Below are 16395 nucleotides of genomic sequence, written 5' to 3' on the forward strand. Positions count from 1 at the left end.
GCACCCGTCCGTAGATCAGTCCTGATGAGACTCATAGATGTCGGGCACACCGTCGTGGTCGCGGTCACGGTTCTCCTCCTGCCACACCGTGCGGTAATGCCGGTTGCGCAGCCGCAGCACCACCGCCGCGAGCACGGCGGCCAGCAAACTCCCCGTGAGGACGGCGACCTTGACGACGTTGAGGCGTTCGGAGCCCGGGGCATAGGCCAATTCGCCGATCAGCAGGGATACCGTGAAGCCGATTCCGGCCAGCATGGAGATGCCGAAGACGTCGATCCAGCGCAATGCCGAGTCGAGGCTGGCGCGGGTCAGTTTGGCCAGTGTCCAGGTGGTGCCGAAGACCCCGAGCGTCTTGCCGGCGACCAGGCCGAAGACGATGCCCATAGCGATCGGATCACTCAGAGCTGTGACCAAACCGTGATAACCGCCGAACGTCACACCAGCGGCGAAGAACGCGAACACCGGGACCGCAAAACCCGCCGACAGCGGCCGCATCCGGTGCTCGAACTGCTCCGCGAGACCGGGCCCCGCGTCGGCACCACCGGCCGCCGCGCTGCGCATTACCGGGACAGTGAAGCCCAGCAGCACGCCGGCTACCGTCGCGTGCACCCCGGACTCGTGGACGAACGCCCAGGTGAGCAGTGCCAGCGGGACCAGCAGCCACCACGACCGGATCCGCCGCTGCACGAGGACCGTGAACAGCGCCAGCGGGATGAGCGCGACCAGCAGCGCGACCACATTGATCTTCTCGGTGTAGAACACCGCGATCACGGTGATCGCCAGCAAGTCGTCGACGACGGCCAAAGTGAGCAGAAACGTCCGCAGCGCGCCCGGCAGGTGGGTGGAGATGACGGCCAGCACGGCAACCGCGAACGCGATGTCGGTCGCAGTCGGGATGGCCCAGCCCCGGGCCGCTCCACCGCCTTCGTGCAGGGTGAAGGCCACGAATATGACGGCCGGGGCGACCATGCCGCCGATCGCGGCGGCGACCGGAAGTGCGGCGCGGCCGGGGTCGCGGAGGTCGCCTGCGACGAACTCCCGCTTCAGCTCGAGCCCGACGACGAAGAAGAAGATGGCCAGCAGCCCGTCGGCGGCCCAGCCGCCCAGGCTCAGATCCAGGTGCAGGCCGAGATCGTCGGTGCCGACGTGGAAGTCGCCGAGCCGGTCATAGGCCGCCGACCACGGCGAGTTGGCCCAGACCAATGCCGCCGCAGCGGCCAGCAACAGCAACGCCCCGCCGACGGTCTCCTTGCGCAGGATCGAGGTGATGCGCGACGTTTCCGACCACGATCCCCTGGCGAATAAGGCGTGACGCATCTCACCTCTCACCTCTGCAACAGGGCGACACACTCGACGTGGTGGGTCAGCGGGAACGAGTCGAACACCCGAATCTGCTCGACAGAATAGCCGTGTCCCCGATACAAACCGATGTCGCGGGAGAACGACGCCGCCTCACAACCGATATGGATCACCCGCGGCACCCCGGCCGCGGCGAGCAGATCGATGATCTCGCGTCCGGCCCCCGATCGTGGCGGGTCGAGCACCGCGATGTCGGCCCCGTCTCGTTGCGCGCTCAACGCCCGGCGCACCGAATCGGTGAGCACCTCGACGCTCGGCAGATCGGCCAACGCCGCCCGGGCCGCACTGGAGGCGGCTCGTGAGGTGTCCACCGTCAACACCCGGCCGCCCTCGCCCACCGCGTCGGCCAGGGCGGCGGCGAACAGCCCTGCGCCGCCGTACAAATCCCACGCCGTGGCACCCTCGATGTTCTGTGCCCAGCCGGCCACCAGGGCGCTGTACGTCGTGGCGGCATCGCGATGCGATTGCCAGAAACCGGTGACCGGAACGCGCCAGACCCGCGAGCCCACCCGCTGCACCGCGTCGTAGTCCCCCTCGGCGCGATGGCCCCGCCGCTGCTGACGGTTGTTGCATACGACGTGCCGGGTGCCGTCGTCGTCGGCGACCACGTGCACCTGATCGCCCGGTTTCCAGCGCGATCCGTCCAGCCCGTCGACCAAGCCGTCGCGCAGCTGACCACAACGCAGATCGGTGACCAGCTCGGCACTGTGGTAGCGGTGAAATCCGGCGTGGCCGCCTGCATCCACCGACAGCCGGACCCTCGTGCGCCAGCCGCGGGCAGCACCGTCACCGAGGGGTTCGGCCACCCCCTCCCAGGGGAAGTCGCCGAGCCGCGCCAGCTGGTTGGCCACCACCTGCCCCTTGAGCACGCGGGCGGCTTCGGGTGCGGCGAAGGCCAGGTCGCAGCAGCCGGACTTACCCACTCCGGCGATCGGGCACAGTGACTCCACCCGGTCCGGCGACGGTTCGATGATCTCGATTGCCTCTGCGTGCCAATAGGATCCGCGGTCACCGGTCACGTGCGCCCGAACGACCTCACCCGGCAGGGCATAGCGGACGAACACCACTCGACCGTCATGGCGCGCCACGCAGCTGCCCCCGTTGGCGGCCGCGCCGGTTGTGAGCACGAGCTCGACCGCATCCCCCTGTTCCACTATCGCGTCACTCCAGGAAGCCTCGGCGCACATCACCCGGTGCGTTCTGCGCCTCCAAGTCATGCACACGCTCCGACGAATTGAGTTGCCAGGGAACCGAAGTCACCATCACATTCGGCATGAACAGCAGCCGGCCCTTGAGCCGCAGCGCACTCTGGTTGTGCAGCACCTGTTCCCACCAGTGGCCGACCACGTATTCGGGGATGAACACCGTCACCACCGTGCGCGGGGCTTCCTTGCTGATCCGTTTGACGTAGTCAAGCACCGGGCGGGTGACTTCCCGGTACGGGGAGGCAACGACTTTCAGCGGGACAGTGATGTCACTGTCCTCCCATTTGTGCACCAGCTGGCGAGTCTCGGAGTCGTCCACGTTGACCGTGATGGCCTCCAGCACGTCGGGCCGGGTGGCTCTGGCATAGGACAGTGCGCGCAGCGTCGGCATGTGCAGTTTGGAGACCAGCACGACGGCGTGGTTGCGGCTGGGCAGAACCACCTCGCCCTGTTCGGCTTCCTGCTCGGCCAGTTCCCTTGCCACCGTGTCGTAATGCTTGTGGATGGCCTTCATCAGGATGAAAAGGCTTGTCATGGCCAGGATTGCGATCCAGGCGCCAGCCAAGAACTTGGTGACCAGAACGACAATGAGCACTGCGCCGGTGGCGATGAAGCCGATCGTGTTGATCACCCGCGAGCGCATCATGTGCCCGCGGGCCCGCGGGTCGGTCTCGGTGCGCAGGTGCCGCGTCCAGTGCCGGACCATGCCGATCTGGCTGAGTGTGAACGACACGAACACGCCCACGATGTAGAGCTGGATCAGCGCGGTGACTTCGGCGCGGAATGCGACGACGAACGCGATGGCGGCGGCGGCCAGGAACAGGATGCCGTTGGAGAAGGCCAGCCGGTCGCCGCGCGTGTGCAGCTGGCGGGGCAGGTAGCGGTCCTGGGCCAGGATCGAGCCCAGCACCGGGAAGCCGTTGAACGCGGTGTTGGCGGCCAGCACCAGGATCAGTGCGGTGACTCCGGTGATCAGCCACAGGCCCAACGGGAAGCCCGCGAACACCGTCTCGGCCAGCTGAGCCACCAGGGTCTTCTGGTGATAGTCGGACGGTGCCCCGCCGAGTTGCTCGGCCGGCCGCTCGGCGATCTTCACCCCGATCTTGGTCGCGAGCACGATGATGCCGACCAACATGGTGACCGCGATCGAGCCCAACAGCAGCAGCGTGGTGGCGGCGTTCTTGGACTTGGGCTTGCGGAATGCGGGCACGCCGTTGCTGATCGCCTCCACACCGGTCAGTGCCGCACAGCCCGACGAAAACGCCCGCGCCACAAGGAACACCAGCGCAAATCCCATGACGTCGCCGTGCTCGGAGTGCATCGAGAACTTGGCCGACTCGGCCTCAAGATGATCGCCCAGCACGTAGATCTTGAAGAAACCCCAGATCAGCATGATGAACATGCCGACGATGAAGGCGTAGGTCGGGATGGCGAAGGCGGTGCCCGACTCGCGGATGCCGCGCAGGTTCGCCGCGGTCAGGATGACGATGGCGGACACCGCGAACGCCACCTTGTGCTGGGCGATGAACGGAAAGGCCGAGCCGATGTTCGACATCGCCGAGGCCATCGACACCGCGACGGTCAGCACGTAGTCGACCAGCAGGGCGCTGGCCACCGTCAGGCCCGCCGTCGGCCCCAGGTTGGTGGTGACCACCTCGTAGTCGCCGCCGCCGGATGGATAGGCGTGCACGTTCTGCCGGTAGGAGGCCACCACCACGAGCATGACCACCGCGACCATCACCCCGATCCACGGCGCCATGGCGTAGGCGGACAGCCCCGCTACCGAGAGCACCAGAAAGATTTCCTCGGGCGCGTACGCCACCGAGGACATGGCATCGGAGGCGAAGACGGGCAAGGCAATGCGCTTGGGCAGCAGCGTGTGGCTCAGCTTGTCGCTGCGGAACGGCTGCCCCAGGACCAGCCGACGGGCGGCGGTCGAAAGCTTAGACACGAGTGCCAAGAGTAGGCCCATGGCGATTTGGCTGTAGCGTTCCCCATACGGTCGTTGTCCGCACACTAGGGTCAGCCACTTCGCGACCCCGGTTCGCTGCGGCTCAACGCACGACGAAGCCGAGAGGACGCCAGGTGCGGGTAGTGGTGATGGGATGCGGCCGCGTCGGGGCGTCGCTGGCCGACGCGCTGTCCCGGATCGGCCACGACGTGGCCGTCATCGACCGGGAGGCGACGGCGTTCCACCGGTTGTCGCCGGACTTTTCCGGCGAGCGCGTGCTGGGCATGGGATTCGACCGAGAAGTGCTGCTGCGCGCGGGGATCCAGGGGTCCGACGCGTTCGCCGCGGTGTCCTCGGGCGACAACTCGAACATCATCTCCGCGCGGCTGGCGCGTGAGACATTCGGGGTGACCCGGGTGGTCGCGCGGATCTACGACGCGAAACGCGCGGCGGTCTACGAGCGGCTGGGCATCCCGACGGTGGCCACCGTGCCCTGGACCACCGACCGGCTGCTGAACACGCTCGTGCGCGACAGCGAGACCGCGAAATGGCGGGATCCGACCGGCACCATGGCCGTCGTGGAGGCGACCCTGCACGAGGGATGGGTGGGTCACCGGCTCACGTCACTCGAGGAGGCCACCGGCGCCCGGGTCGCCTTCGTGATCCGGTTTGGCACCGGCATCCTGCCCGAGCCCAAGACCGTCGTCCAGGCGGGAGATCAGGTCTATTTCGCGGCAGTGTCCGGGCGCGCCGCCGAGGCGCTGGCCATCGCCGCGCTGCCGCCGGGTCCAGACGTCGGAGAGGGGCACTGAGATGGGCGACAAACGGCTCAAGGTGGCAATCGCGGGGGCAGGCGCAGTCGGCCGGTCGATCGCCCGCGAACTGCTCGAGAGCGAGCACGAGGTGACGCTCATCGAGCGCAACGCCGAACATCTCGACGTCGACGCGATTCCTGCCGCGCACTGGCGGCTCGGGGATGCCTGCGAAATCAGCCTGCTGGAGTCGGTGCACCTGCACGACTTCGACGTGGTGGTCGCCGCCACCGGCGACGACAAGGCGAACGTGGTGCTTTCGCTGCTGGCCAAGACGGAATTCGCGGTGTCGCGCGTGGTGGCACGGGTCAACGATCCCCGCAACGAGTGGCTGTTCGACGACTCATGGGGTGTGGACGTCGCGGTGTCCACCCCGCGGATGCTGGCCTCGCTGGTGGAAGAGGCCGTCGCGGTCGGCGACCTGGTGCGGCTGATGCAATTCCGGCACGGTCACGCCAACCTCGTCGAGATCACCCTTCCCGACGACACACCGTGGGGCGGACGGCCGGTGCGCAAGCTGATCCTGCCGCGCGACGCCACGCTGGTGACAATCCTGCGCGGTGCTCGGGTGATTGTGCCGGAGGCCGACGAGCCGCTGGAAGGCGGTGACGAGCTGTTGTTCGTTGCCGCCCCCGAGGTGGAGGACGAGCTGCGGAAGACGGTGCTGTCGGCCGCGACCGGTTAACGCTTTACCGGCGGAGGGCCGTCCCGATCCTGGCAGGCCGCGACGGCGCCCGGCGACGGGCCGGACAGGTTGGGCACGAGGTTGTCGATGCCCGCCGCCGAAACCGCACCCGCGATGAACAGCAGCACGGCAGCGGTTATCGCGCCACGTCGAAATCCGCTGAAATCCATTGCGCCGCCGACGATCACAGCGGCGAAGGCAATCGCGACAAGGCCCGAGACCCGAGCGACAGCGTTGTTGATCGCCGAGCCGATGCCGCTCTGGGCAGGGTCGACCGCCGCCAGAACCGCGGCCGTCAACGGCGATACCGTGACCGCCAGCCCGATGCCGAACAGCACCAGGCCCGGCAGCATCTGCAACCAGATGTTGCCGGTCGTGAATGCCATCAGCACGAAGCCGGCCGCGGCGATCACGGGTCCCACGGCCATGAATCGACGGGGTCCGTGCCGGCCTGCCAACTCACCGAACCTGGCGGCCAGCAACAGTGAGAGGACGGGCACCGGCAACGTGGCCAGTCCGGCTTGCGCCGGCGAGAGTCGGCCCGTCTCCTGCAGGAACAAGGCGATGAGCACCTGTCCCAGCGAAACACCCGCGTAGAGGAACACTGTGGCGAGGTTGCCAACCGCGAAGTTACGGGCGGCGAAGATGCCCGGCGGCACCATCGGCGCAGCGGTGTGGCGCTCCCACCAGACGAAGGCGATCAGACAGACCGGACCCACGATCAGCCCGGCAATGATCGCCGGGTTGATCCAGCCCAGACGCTGTTGCTCGATCACCGCGAAGACAGTGCTGCCGAGCCCGATCGCGGTGAGCGCCGCGCCGACGATATCGATGCTCCCGCCCGGCGCGACCGGGCCGGCGGGGAGTCTGCCGGTGAGCGCCAGGGTGATGGCGAGCGGCACCACATTGACGGCGAACACCCACCGCCAACCGAGGCCTTCGACGAGCAGTCCGCCCAGCAGGGGGCCGACCACGAAGGCGGTCCCGGTCCACGCCGTCCAGATCCCGATGGCGCGGGACTGCGCGGGGCCGGTGAATCTCGCATTGAGCATCGCCAGAGAGCTGGGGACCAGAAAGGCAGCGCCCAATCCCTGTAAACAGCGCGCCGCGATCAACACGGAGCCACTGGGCGCCAGCGCGCACAGCAGCGACGCCAGGCCGAACACGACCAGTCCCGCGCGCAGCACCGCCAACCGCCCCAGAGTGTCGGAGATCGCCCCGGCTACCAGAATCAACGCACCCAGCGTCAACAGATAGCCATCGATAACCCACTGCTGGGTGACGAGCCCGCCGCCCATCTCCGCCTGGATGGCGGGCAGCGCGAGGTTGACCACCGAGCCGTCGAGAAAAGCGATGAAGGAGGCAAGCACGGCGACGGCGACCAACAGGCGGTCGTCGCGGCCGGACATGGAAGGTCAGTCGTTGGTGGCGACGTCGATATCAGCGTCGGCGTCGTGGGTGCCGGCGTGTGCCGCGTGAGTCGCCCGCTGGGCGACGCGGATCGCCAGATAGGTCACCAGCGCGGCAACTGCGGTCAGCGGCCAGCCCATCGCGATGCGGGCCACCCCCAGCCAGCCGGTCTGGTCGAGGTCGTAGAGGTGCCGCTGAACCACGAATCGCGACGCGAACACCAGCACCCAGGTCATCGTCGCGACGTCGAATGCCAGCACAGCGCGGCGGTTGCTGCGCCAGGCACGGTCGTGGCCTTGAATCCAGCTCCAGGCGTAGCCCACGATCGGACGTCGAATCAGCACCGACAGCATGAACACCCCGGCCCAGATCAGCGACGTCCAGATGCCAAGCAGGAAATAGCCTTTCGACGCCCCGACCATCCACGCGATCAGGGCGCTGATTCCGACACCGATGAAACCGGACACCGCGGGCTGAACAGAATCGCGGCGGATCAACCGCCACACCAGGATGAGGGCGGCTACGCCCAACGCCGCGGCGATGGCGGGCATCAAGCCGAAGGCGGTATTGACCGGAATGAGCACCGCGACGGGCAGCGAGGAGTAGATCAGCCCGCTGATCCCGCCCATCTGGGCCAGCAGCGCCTGGGCCGTGGTCTGCTGCGCAGGAGCCGTCTCGGGGTCTTCGGCGGAGTCTTGGGAGCGGTCGCTGTCTTCGACGGGACGGCTCAAGTCTGGATCTCGTAGTGCGGGTTGTAGATGGCCTTCGTGCCGTTCTCCAATGTGCCCAGGCGCCCGCGTACTCGCAGGGCGCGGCCCGATTCGATCCCGGGGATGCGGCGCTGTCCCAGCCATACCAGCGTGACGGCGTCAGTACCGTCGAACAGCTCGGCACGCACCCCACCGGCGCAGCCCTTGGCGTTCATCTCGACACTGCGCAGAGTGCCCACCATCGTGACCTCTTGGCCGCGCTGGCAATCGATTGCCCGCTGCGCGCCGGTCTGAGCAGCCTCGTCGGTCAGCTCCTCGACATCCCGCTGCTCAGGGTCCTCCGTCAGCCGACGGGTGAGACGGCGGACAAAACTTTCGGCCGTAGCCATGGCCTCTCCTGATACTTCAGCGGATCACAATGCCAACGCAACGGTAGACCTCTTGGTTCCCGATTGCCATGCGGCATACCCACGGCGGCCGTTGCTAATCTGCCCAGGGCAGGATCATGAGATGACCATCACATTTCGCGGCGTGACGGCGGTCCTGCTGCCGGGAACGGGCTCCGACGACGACTACGTCTATCGGGCGTTCGCCGGGCCGCTGCACGGGGTCGGCGCAGTGGTCTCGACACCGCGGCCCCAGCCGGCTCGGCTGGTCGCCAGCTACCTCGAAGCGCTCGACGACGCAGCCCGGCAAGGCCCGATCGTCGTGGGCGGGGTGTCCATCGGCGCCGCGGTCACGACGGCGTGGGCGCTGGCACACCCAGGTCATGCGGTAGCGGTGCTGGCCGCGCTGCCCGCGTGGACCGGCGCGGCGCAGTCAGCACCCGCCGCGCTGTCGGCCCGGCACACCGCCCATCAGCTGCGGACCGCCGGGCTGGTCGCCACCACCGCCCACATGCAGGAGTCCAGCCCGGCCTGGCTGGCTGACGAACTCACCCGTAGCTGGCTGGGCCAGTGGCCCGAGCTGCCCGAAGCGATGGAAGAAGCCGCCGGCTATATCGCTCCGAGCATCGCCGAGTTGGAACGGCTGAGCGTGCCGATGGGCGTGGTGGGGGCATTCGACGACCCGATCCACCCGCTTGAAGTGGCGCTCGAATGGGTCTCGGCCGCGCCGCGGGCGGCGCTGCGGACGGTCAGTCTGGACGACTTCGGCCCCAACCCGGAGGTGCTGGGAGCGGCCTGCCTGGCGGCGCTGGACGAGGCGGCGGGCTAGGTCTTACCTAGCCGCCGGTGCTGGTGCTGCGCAGCTGCTGCATAGCCGAGCCCGACGCGCTACGCCGTTCGGTCGGCAGCTGACCCTGCGCCTGCTGTTCCTGCACCAGTGCCTGCTGAGCGGCAGCCATCTGCGCCTGCTGGGCGGCGGCCTGTTGCAACTGCTCGAGCATCGGCTCGGGCAGCTGGACCGGCAGCGGGGTGCGCACCGGCAGGGGGGTGTCGCCGCGTCGTACGACGGTGTCTCCCAAGGCTTCTCGCGCCTCGGCGACCAGGTTGGGCATCGCTTCGGCCGCGCCGTTGACCACGCAGCGGATCATCCAGCGGTAGCCGTCGACCCCGATGAAGCGCACCACGCCCGCGCCGGTACCGACGACCTCACGGCCCCACGGGCCATCCTCGATCGATACCTGGGCGTTGTCTTTGCGCAGCGAGTCGGCAAGTTCGGAAGCCACTTCCCGCCACAGCCCGGGTGATTTCGGTGCCGCGTACGCGGCAATGGTGAACCGCCCGTTCGGCGTGACCACCCACACCGCACTCGGCACTCCCTGCTCGTTGAGCTCCACCTGGATCTGGCCGGCGGCGGGCATCGGAACCAGTACCGAACCGAGGTCGAGCCGGGCGGCGACGGCGTCGTCGGGGTTGTCGAAATCCTCGACGTCAAAAGGGCCGCCGTCGTATTCGACGAAGTCCTCGATGTCGGGCTCCTCGGACACCACAGAAGCTTCGGCCTCTGCCGTCTCCTCGGCCGGGGTAGCTGTTTCGTTCTTACGTCTGCCGAATGCCATCACAAACTCGCATGTCCGCCGGAGGATCCGTAGCCGCCCTCGCCACGGGTGGTGTCAGCCAGTCCGGCCTCGTCGAACGAGACCACCTCGACCAGCTCTGGTAGTTCGACCCGCTGGACCAGCAGTTGGGCGATGCGGTCTCCGCGCCGGATGTGAATCGACGTGGTGGGGTCGAGGTTGATCAACGACACTTTGATCTCGCCGCGATAGCCGGCGTCGATCGTGCCGGGGCTGTTGACAATCGAAAGTCCAACGCGCGCAGCCAAACCGGAGCGCGGATGGACCAAGCCGACCATGCCGTGCGGGATCGCCACGGCAATACCGGTGCCCACCATGGCGCGGTGGCCGGGGGCCAGCTCGACGTCTTGGGCACTGAACAGGTCGACACCGGCGTCCCCGTCATGGGCGCGGCTGGGCATCGGGAGATCGCGGTCTAGGCGAACCACCGCAAGGCTGGTGGGCACGATGCCACAGACTACCCTTGGCCGCGTGTCTGGTTCGCGTGTGACCTCGCAAACCGTGCGGTACCGCGAGCGGCTCTGGGTGCCGTGGTGGTGGTGGCCGCTCGGCCTGGCGCTGGCAGCGCTGATCGCCAAGGAAGTCACGATGGGTGTCCGCACCCTGCCCGTGTGGCTGCCCTACGCGCTTCTTGGCGCCGTCGCGGCGGGCGTGTTGTTGTGGTTGAGCCGCACCGAGGTACGCGTCGTGACCGACGGCGCCGACGTCGAGCTGTGGGCCGGGCAGGCTCATCTGCCGATGTCGGTGGTGTCCCGGTCGGCCGAGATCCCGCGAACGGCCAAGTCGGCGGCACTGGGCCGCCAGCTCGATCCGGCTGCCTACGTCCTGCACCGGGGTTGGGTCGGCCCGCTGGTCCTGGTCGTCCTCGATGATCCGGACGATCCGACGCCGTACTGGCTGGTGAGCGCCCGCCACCCCGACCGGGTGCTGTCCGCGCTGCGCAGCTGATTGTCTCAGGCGGCGCAATCCGTGCAGATCAAGACGCCGTTCTTGTCGCTGGCCAGCCGACTGCGGTGGTGCACCAAAAAACAGCTCGAGCAGGTGAACTCGTCGGCCTGCTTGGGGACCACCCGTACCGAGAGTTCCTCGCCGGACAGATCGGCGCCGGGCAGCTCGAAATTCTCCGCGGAATCGGTTTCGTCGACATCGACCACGGCCGACTGCGCCTCGTTCCGGCGCGCCTTCAGCTCCTCGAGCGAATCTTCGGACACATCGTCAGTCTCGGTGCGCCGTGGGGCGTCGTAGTCGGTAGCCATCTCTTGTCCCCTCGTAACCTCAGCATGGCTTTGTATCAGCGTCGAACGGATCCGCCAAACGATTCGGGCCCAGATCACGCAGTTCTCGCGTGTGATTTACATCACATGTATTGATCTGAACCGATGGGCGTGTTCCACCCGCCCTCGCCCGGTGCCTCTAGAGTGCATCCGTGGTCGCTCAAATCACGGAGGGCACGGCCTTCGACAAGAACGGTCGCCCGTTCCGACGGCGCAACTACTTGCCCGGACTCATCGCGCTCGGCGTCATGTTCGCGGTGACCGCCGTGGTGTGGGGGTTCGTGCTGACCAGGCCGGTCGACGTGCGAGAGGCCGCGGCCTGCAACCCACCACCACCGGCGGCTGATCCGGCCGCTCCCAAGCTCGGCACGCAGGTGTCGCACTCCGCGATGCTCGACGTCTCGCCGGCCAAGCTCGTCGACACCAAGATCCGGGTCCTCAATGCCAGCGGACAGGGCGGACAGGCCGGCGAGGTCGCCGGCGCCCTGCGAGACCTCGGCTTCGCCCAGCCCACCGCGGCCAACGATCCGATCTACACCACCACCCGGCTGAGCTGTCAGGGCCAGATCCGGTTCGGCGCCAGCGGCCGGGCCGGCGCCGCCGCCGTGTGGCTGGTGGCTCCGTGCGTCGAGCTCTTCCAGGACGACCGCAAGGACGATTCGGTCGACCTGGCGATCGGCACCGACTTCAGCGCCCTGGCTCACAGTGACGACATCGACGCCGTCCTGGCGGGCCTGCGCCCGGATGCCAGCGAGCCCGCCGACTCAGCGCTGGTCACCAAGATCCACAACGGCACCTGCTGAACCGGCTACGCCAGCGGCCGTAGTCCCCCGGCGCGATCCAGCGCATCCATGAGCGCGGCCGCGATCCCCGGCGCGGCGGCCAACGTCAGCCCGCCGTCCTCGCCTGAGCCGTCGACCCCCGGCAGCACCACCAGTGCACCCGCCTCGGTGGCCACCAACGCCCCGGCGGCCCAGTCCCACACATGCAGACCGTGCTCGTAGTGGGCATCGAGGCGGCCCGCGGCGACCATGCACAGATCCAGCGACGCCGACCCGATCCGGCGGACGTCACGCACCTGCGGCAGGAGCCGGGCCAGCAACGCCGACTGTTCGGCGCGGCGTTGCGGCGCGTAGCCGAAACCGGTGCCCACCAACGCCATCGACAGCTCCGTCACCGCGCTGCAGCGCAGCGCCACGGACTGCCCGTCGCGGCGGACATGCGCACCGTGACCTGCCGCGGCCGAATACACCTCACCGCTGACCACATCGGCCACCGCACCCGCCACCGACACGCCGTCGATCTGTGCGGCAATCGAAATCCCATACGCCGGAATGCCATACACGAAGTTGACGGTGCCGTCGATCGGGTCGATCACCCAGCAGATCGTGCCGTCGTCACCGGCCGCCGGACCGCCGCCCTCCTCGCCCAGGATCAGGTCATCCGGCCGCAGTGTGTCCAGCCGATCTCGCAGCAGCAGTTCGGTTTCGGTGTCGACGACGGTCACCGGGTCGGTCGGCGTGCTCTTCGTTTGGATTGAATCCGGGCCGGCCGCGTCGCGCCCGCCGCCGAAGATCTCCGCGCGGCGCCGCCGGACGAACGAGGCAGCTTCGGCGGCGAGCTGCTCAGCCACCGCCCGCAGTTGCTCTGGCCGATTGTCGGTCACCCGCCTATCGCAGCACAGACAGGCGCGCAGCCACTAGTGTGTGGATCGCGCCGCCCGCCCGCCTCGCTGAGGAGCAGCCCATGTCTGAGACCGAATCCCCCGCCCCCGGCCAGAATCACATTTTCGGGGTCGACGTCGGCGGCAGCGGTGTCAAGGGCGGCATCGTCGATCTGGACACCGGCCAACTCGTCGGCGATCGCTACAAGTTGCTCACCCCGCAGCCGTCCACCCCGGATGCGGTCGCCGCGACCATCGCCGAGGTGGTCCGGCACTTCGAGTGGACCGGCCCACTGGGCGTCACCTACCCCGGGGTGGTGGTCAACGGGGTCGTGCAGACTGCGGCCAACGTCGACAAAAGCTGGATCGGCACCGACGCCGCCGAGGTCATCAGCAAAGCCCTGGGTGGCCAGCACGTCACCGTGCTCAACGATGCCGACGCCGCTGGCCTGGCTGAGCAGCGACACGGCGCCGGACGCAACAGGAACGGCGTGGTCGTGTTGCTCACGTTCGGTACTGGAATCGGCTCGGCAGTGATCCACGACGGCCAGTTGCTACCCAACACCGAGTTCGGACACCTCGAGGTGGATGGCAAAGAGGCCGAGCACCGTGCCGCTTCCTCGGTGAAGGAACGCAAGGACTGGAGCTACGAGCGGTGGTCCGAAGAAGTCACAAAAGTGCTGGTCAGCATTGAAAACTTGCTCTGGCCCGACTTGTTCATCGCCGGCGGCGGAATCAGCCGCAAAGCCGACAAATGGATTCCGCTGCTCAAGAACCGAACCCCGGTGGTTGCTGCGGAACTGCTCAACGAGGCGGGCATCGTCGGCGCGGCGATGGCGGCTCACGCCGACGTCACACGCTGATTTTTCGCCGCTCGGCGCGGTAGAGGCTCACAGTGTCGTTACAATGGTCGACGGCGGCCGCCTACCGGATAGCGGCGAGAATCCACACACGAGATCCACGCCAACAGTCCTCATAGCCGACGCTTTCGGTGGCGCGCCCTCGCCCGCCGAGAGCCAGCACGACCGAAAGGGTGTACGTGGCAGCGACCAAGGCAAGCCCGGCAACCGAAGATCCGGTGAAGCGCACCGCCACCAAGACTCCCGCGAAGAAGCCTGCGGCCAAGGCCACCAACGGTTCCGCGCCGGCCAAGCGCGTCGCCAAGGCCGCGCCGCACGCCGCGGAAGCCGGCGATCTCGAGACCATTGACGAGACGGCCGCTCCGACCAAGGCCCGCGCCACCAAGGCTCCAGCGAAGAAGGCGCCGGCGACCCGCGGCCGGGCCAAGAAAGACGCTGATGCCGCCGACGGCGATACCGACCTGGGCGCCGAAGAGGAGCTCGACGGCGATCTCGACGGTGACCCGGTGATCGACGTAGTCGACGAAGATCTTGAACTCGACGATCTCGAGGACGTCGCCGAAGAGGCGGACGACGAGACCGAAGAGGTCGCTGACGACGACAGCGAAGACGCCGAGGGCGGTGCTGCTGTCAAGAAGGCTCCGGCCGCCGGGGGTGAGGCCAGCGAGGATGAGGACATCGCCGAGCCGTCCGAGAAGGACAAGGCCTCCGGTGACTTCGTCTGGGACGAAGAGGAGTCCGAGGCGCTGCGACAGGCCCGCAAAGACGCCGAGCTGACCGCATCGGCCGACTCCGTTCGCGCCTACCTCAAGCAGATCGGCAAGGTCGCGCTGCTCAACGCCGAGGAGGAGGTCGAACTCGCCAAGCGGATCGAGGCCGGCCTCTACGCCACTCAGCTGATGGCCGAGAAAACCGACAAGGGCGAGAAGCTTCCGGTCCAGCAGCGCCGCGACATGCAGTGGATCTGCCGCGACGGTGACCGTGCGAAAAACCATCTGCTGGAAGCCAACCTGCGTCTGGTGGTGTCGCTGGCCAAGCGCTACACCGGCCGCGGCATGGCGTTCCTCGATCTCATCCAGGAGGGCAACCTGGGTTTGATCCGCGCGGTGGAGAAGTTCGACTACACCAAGGGCTACAAGTTCTCCACGTACGCCACCTGGTGGATCCGTCAGGCCATCACCCGTGCAATGGCCGACCAGGCCCGCACCATCCGCATCCCGGTGCACATGGTCGAGGTCATCAACAAGCTCGGCCGCATCCAGCGCGAGCTGCTCCAGGATCTGGGCCGCGAGCCCACTCCCGAAGAGCTCGCCAAGGAGATGGACATCACGCCGGAGAAGGTGCTGGAGATCCAGCAGTACGCGCGTGAGCCGATCTCGCTGGACCAGACCATCGGCGACGAGGGCGACAGCCAGCTGGGCGATTTCATCGAGGACAGCGAGGCCGTCGTGGCCGTCGACGCCGTCTCCTTCACGCTGCTGCAGGACCAGCTTCAGTCGGTTCTGGAGACGCTCTCCGAGCGCGAGGCCGGCGTGGTGCGGCTGCGGTTCGGCCTGACCGACGGTCAGCCCCGCACCCTCGACGAGATCGGACAGGTCTACGGGGTCACCCGTGAGCGCATCCGCCAGATCGAGTCGAAGACGATGTCAAAGTTGCGCCACCCAAGCCGCTCTCAGGTGCTGCGCGACTACCTGGACTAGTCCGGCATGTCGGCGCAGCGGGTGACCATCGGATCGGGCTCCGAATTCGAGGCGTTCGTCGGCTACTCCCGGGTGGTGCGCACCGGGCCGTTCATCGCCGTCGCCGGCACCACCGGCGCCGGCCAGGACATCACCGCTCAGGCACGAAATGCATTGCAGCGCATACAAAAAGCGCTGTCAGACGTGGGCGCCGACCTCTCCGATGTGATTCGCACCCGGATCTTCGTCACCGACATCTCGCGGTGGCGCGACGTCGGTGCGGTGCACGCGGAGTTCTTCGGCACGGTCCGCCCGGCCGCCACCATGGTGGAGGTCGCCGCGCTCATCGAGCCCGGGCTGCTGGTGGAGATCGAGGCGGACGCCTACGTCGCCGACTCGAACGGCTGAAACAGGCCGTCCCCTCCGGGCAGGTACGGGGTGACGTCCCTGACGGCGACCGCCGGCAGCCGGCCGTACAGGTGCGGGAACCTCATCGACTCCGGATCCGTTGGCACTCCAGGCTCCCAGCGCACCGGGGCGTCCAGCTCCTGCGGGTCGATGTGGAGCAGCACCAGATCGGTTCGTCCGGCGAAGAGCCGGTTGGCCGGAAGGTGCACCTGTTGGGGCGTCGAAAGGTGGATGAATCCGGCGTCGGTCAGCGATTCGGGGCAAAGTTCGCCAGCGGCCTTGGCAGCCTCCCAGTCTCGCTGTCCACACAGGTGGAGTAATAATTCCGGATTCGGGTACATACGACCACACTGCACCAC

Annotated in this window: 19 protein-coding genes; 8 read left to right on the top strand and 11 right to left on the bottom strand. The window is 67.7% G+C overall.

Annotated features, from left to right (window positions below; all coding sequences use genetic code 11):
- Positions 1-15: 15 nt before the first annotated feature.
- From nhaA to CG716_RS00840, 3 genes are read right to left on the bottom strand one after another with little or no spacing between them, the layout of a single operon-like run.
- Entirely contained in the window at positions 16-1317 is a 1302-nt protein-coding gene (gene nhaA / locus CG716_RS00830; RefSeq protein ID WP_094475472.1) for a Na+/H+ antiporter NhaA, read from the bottom strand.
- Positions 1318-1325: 8 nt separating this feature from the next.
- Positions 1326-2546: a class I SAM-dependent RNA methyltransferase gene (locus CG716_RS00835; RefSeq protein WP_094475473.1), complete on the bottom strand. Its 1221-nt coding sequence runs from the start codon at positions 2544-2546 to the stop codon at positions 1326-1328.
- Complete coding sequence (locus CG716_RS00840; RefSeq protein ID WP_207760545.1) at positions 2521-4524, bottom strand: APC family permease; 2004 nt, start codon at positions 4522-4524, stop codon at positions 2521-2523. The genes CG716_RS00835 and CG716_RS00840 overlap by 26 nt, the downstream gene beginning before the upstream one ends.
- A 125-nt stretch (positions 4525-4649) precedes the next feature.
- Here CG716_RS00840 and CG716_RS00845 point away from each other — a divergent pair, with 125 nt between their 5' ends.
- Entirely contained in the window at positions 4650-5327 is a 678-nt protein-coding gene (locus CG716_RS00845) for a potassium channel family protein (RefSeq protein ID WP_094475474.1), read from the top strand.
- Between the two features lies 1 nt (position 5328).
- Positions 5329-6012, top strand: a complete 684-nt coding sequence (locus tag CG716_RS00850; protein ID WP_094475475.1) for a potassium channel family protein — start codon at positions 5329-5331, stop codon at positions 6010-6012.
- On the opposite strand, the gene CG716_RS00855 is transcribed toward CG716_RS00850, so the two are convergent.
- Genes CG716_RS00855 through CG716_RS00865 form a run of 3 tightly spaced genes read right to left on the bottom strand, consistent with a single transcriptional unit; the run spans position 6009 to position 8521 of the window.
- Positions 6009-7421 (bottom strand): MFS transporter, encoded by a 1413-nt coding sequence (locus tag CG716_RS00855; protein ID WP_094475477.1) that lies wholly within the window; start codon positions 7419-7421, stop codon positions 6009-6011. The genes CG716_RS00850 and CG716_RS00855 overlap by 4 nt on opposite strands.
- A 6-nt stretch (positions 7422-7427) precedes the next feature.
- On the bottom strand, positions 7428-8153 hold the full coding sequence (locus CG716_RS00860) for a DUF3159 domain-containing protein (RefSeq protein ID WP_094475479.1): 726 nt from the start codon (positions 8151-8153) through the stop codon (positions 7428-7430).
- Complete coding sequence (locus CG716_RS00865; protein WP_094475481.1) at positions 8150-8521, bottom strand: OB-fold nucleic acid binding domain-containing protein; 372 nt, start codon at positions 8519-8521, stop codon at positions 8150-8152. The genes CG716_RS00860 and CG716_RS00865 overlap by 4 nt, the downstream gene beginning before the upstream one ends.
- Before the next feature lie 121 nt (positions 8522-8642).
- Here CG716_RS00865 and CG716_RS00870 point away from each other — a divergent pair, with 121 nt between their 5' ends.
- Positions 8643-9347 carry an alpha/beta fold hydrolase gene (locus CG716_RS00870; RefSeq protein WP_094475483.1) on the top strand — a complete coding sequence of 235 codons (705 nt, stop codon included), beginning with the start codon at positions 8643-8645 and terminating at the stop codon, positions 9345-9347.
- A gap of 7 nt (positions 9348-9354) precedes the next feature.
- Here the strand turns inward: CG716_RS00870 and CG716_RS00875 are convergent, their stop codons facing one another.
- Positions 9355-10134, bottom strand: a complete 780-nt coding sequence (locus CG716_RS00875; RefSeq protein WP_094475485.1) for a DUF3710 domain-containing protein — start codon at positions 10132-10134, stop codon at positions 9355-9357.
- Positions 10134-10598 (bottom strand): dUTP diphosphatase, encoded by a 465-nt coding sequence (dut, locus tag CG716_RS00880; protein ID WP_094475487.1) that lies wholly within the window; start codon positions 10596-10598, stop codon positions 10134-10136. The genes CG716_RS00875 and dut overlap by 1 nt, the downstream gene beginning before the upstream one ends.
- A gap of 1 nt (position 10599) precedes the next feature.
- Between dut and CG716_RS00885 the strand changes: the two genes are divergently transcribed.
- Positions 10600-11100, top strand: a complete 501-nt coding sequence (locus CG716_RS00885) for a DUF3093 domain-containing protein (RefSeq protein ID WP_275988724.1) — start codon at positions 10600-10602, stop codon at positions 11098-11100.
- A 5-nt stretch (positions 11101-11105) separates the two neighbouring features.
- Here the strand turns inward: CG716_RS00885 and CG716_RS00890 are convergent, their stop codons facing one another.
- On the bottom strand, positions 11106-11408 hold the full coding sequence (locus CG716_RS00890) for a DUF4193 domain-containing protein (protein WP_094475489.1): 303 nt from the start codon (positions 11406-11408) through the stop codon (positions 11106-11108).
- A gap of 170 nt (positions 11409-11578) precedes the next feature.
- On the opposite strand from CG716_RS00890, the gene cei reads away from it, so the two are divergent.
- A complete protein-coding gene (gene cei, locus CG716_RS00895) occupies positions 11579-12229 on the top strand; it encodes an envelope integrity protein Cei (protein WP_094475491.1) in 651 nt (216 codons plus the stop codon).
- Positions 12230-12234: 5 nt separating this feature from the next.
- Here cei and CG716_RS00900 read toward each other — a convergent pair whose 3' ends face one another.
- Positions 12235-13092, bottom strand: a complete 858-nt coding sequence (locus tag CG716_RS00900) for an inositol monophosphatase family protein (RefSeq protein ID WP_094475492.1) — start codon at positions 13090-13092, stop codon at positions 12235-12237.
- An 80-nt stretch (positions 13093-13172) separates the two neighbouring features.
- On the opposite strand from CG716_RS00900, the gene ppgK reads away from it, so the two are divergent.
- The 3 genes from ppgK (at position 13173) to CG716_RS00915 (ending at position 16036) form a co-directional block, all read left to right on the top strand.
- Entirely contained in the window at positions 13173-13952 is a 780-nt protein-coding gene (ppgK, locus tag CG716_RS00905; protein WP_094475935.1) for a polyphosphate--glucose phosphotransferase, read from the top strand.
- A 176-nt stretch (positions 13953-14128) separates the two neighbouring features.
- On the top strand, positions 14129-15649 hold the full coding sequence (locus CG716_RS00910) for an RNA polymerase sigma factor (protein ID WP_207760546.1): 1521 nt from the start codon (positions 14129-14131) through the stop codon (positions 15647-15649).
- A gap of 6 nt (positions 15650-15655) precedes the next feature.
- Positions 15656-16036, top strand: a complete 381-nt coding sequence (locus CG716_RS00915) for a RidA family protein (protein ID WP_094475496.1) — start codon at positions 15656-15658, stop codon at positions 16034-16036.
- On the opposite strand, the gene CG716_RS00920 is transcribed toward CG716_RS00915, so the two are convergent.
- The gene (locus tag CG716_RS00920; RefSeq protein ID WP_094475498.1) at positions 16012-16377 is read right to left on the bottom strand and encodes a DUF952 domain-containing protein; all 366 of its coding nucleotides are present in this window, start codon (positions 16375-16377) and stop codon (positions 16012-16014) included. The genes CG716_RS00915 and CG716_RS00920 overlap by 25 nt on opposite strands.
- Between the last annotated feature and the right edge of the window lie 18 nt (positions 16378-16395).

The sequence above is a fragment of the Mycolicibacterium sphagni genome (assembly GCF_002250655.1).
In the GTDB taxonomy this organism is placed as follows: domain Bacteria; phylum Actinomycetota; class Actinomycetes; order Mycobacteriales; family Mycobacteriaceae; genus Mycobacterium; species Mycobacterium sphagni.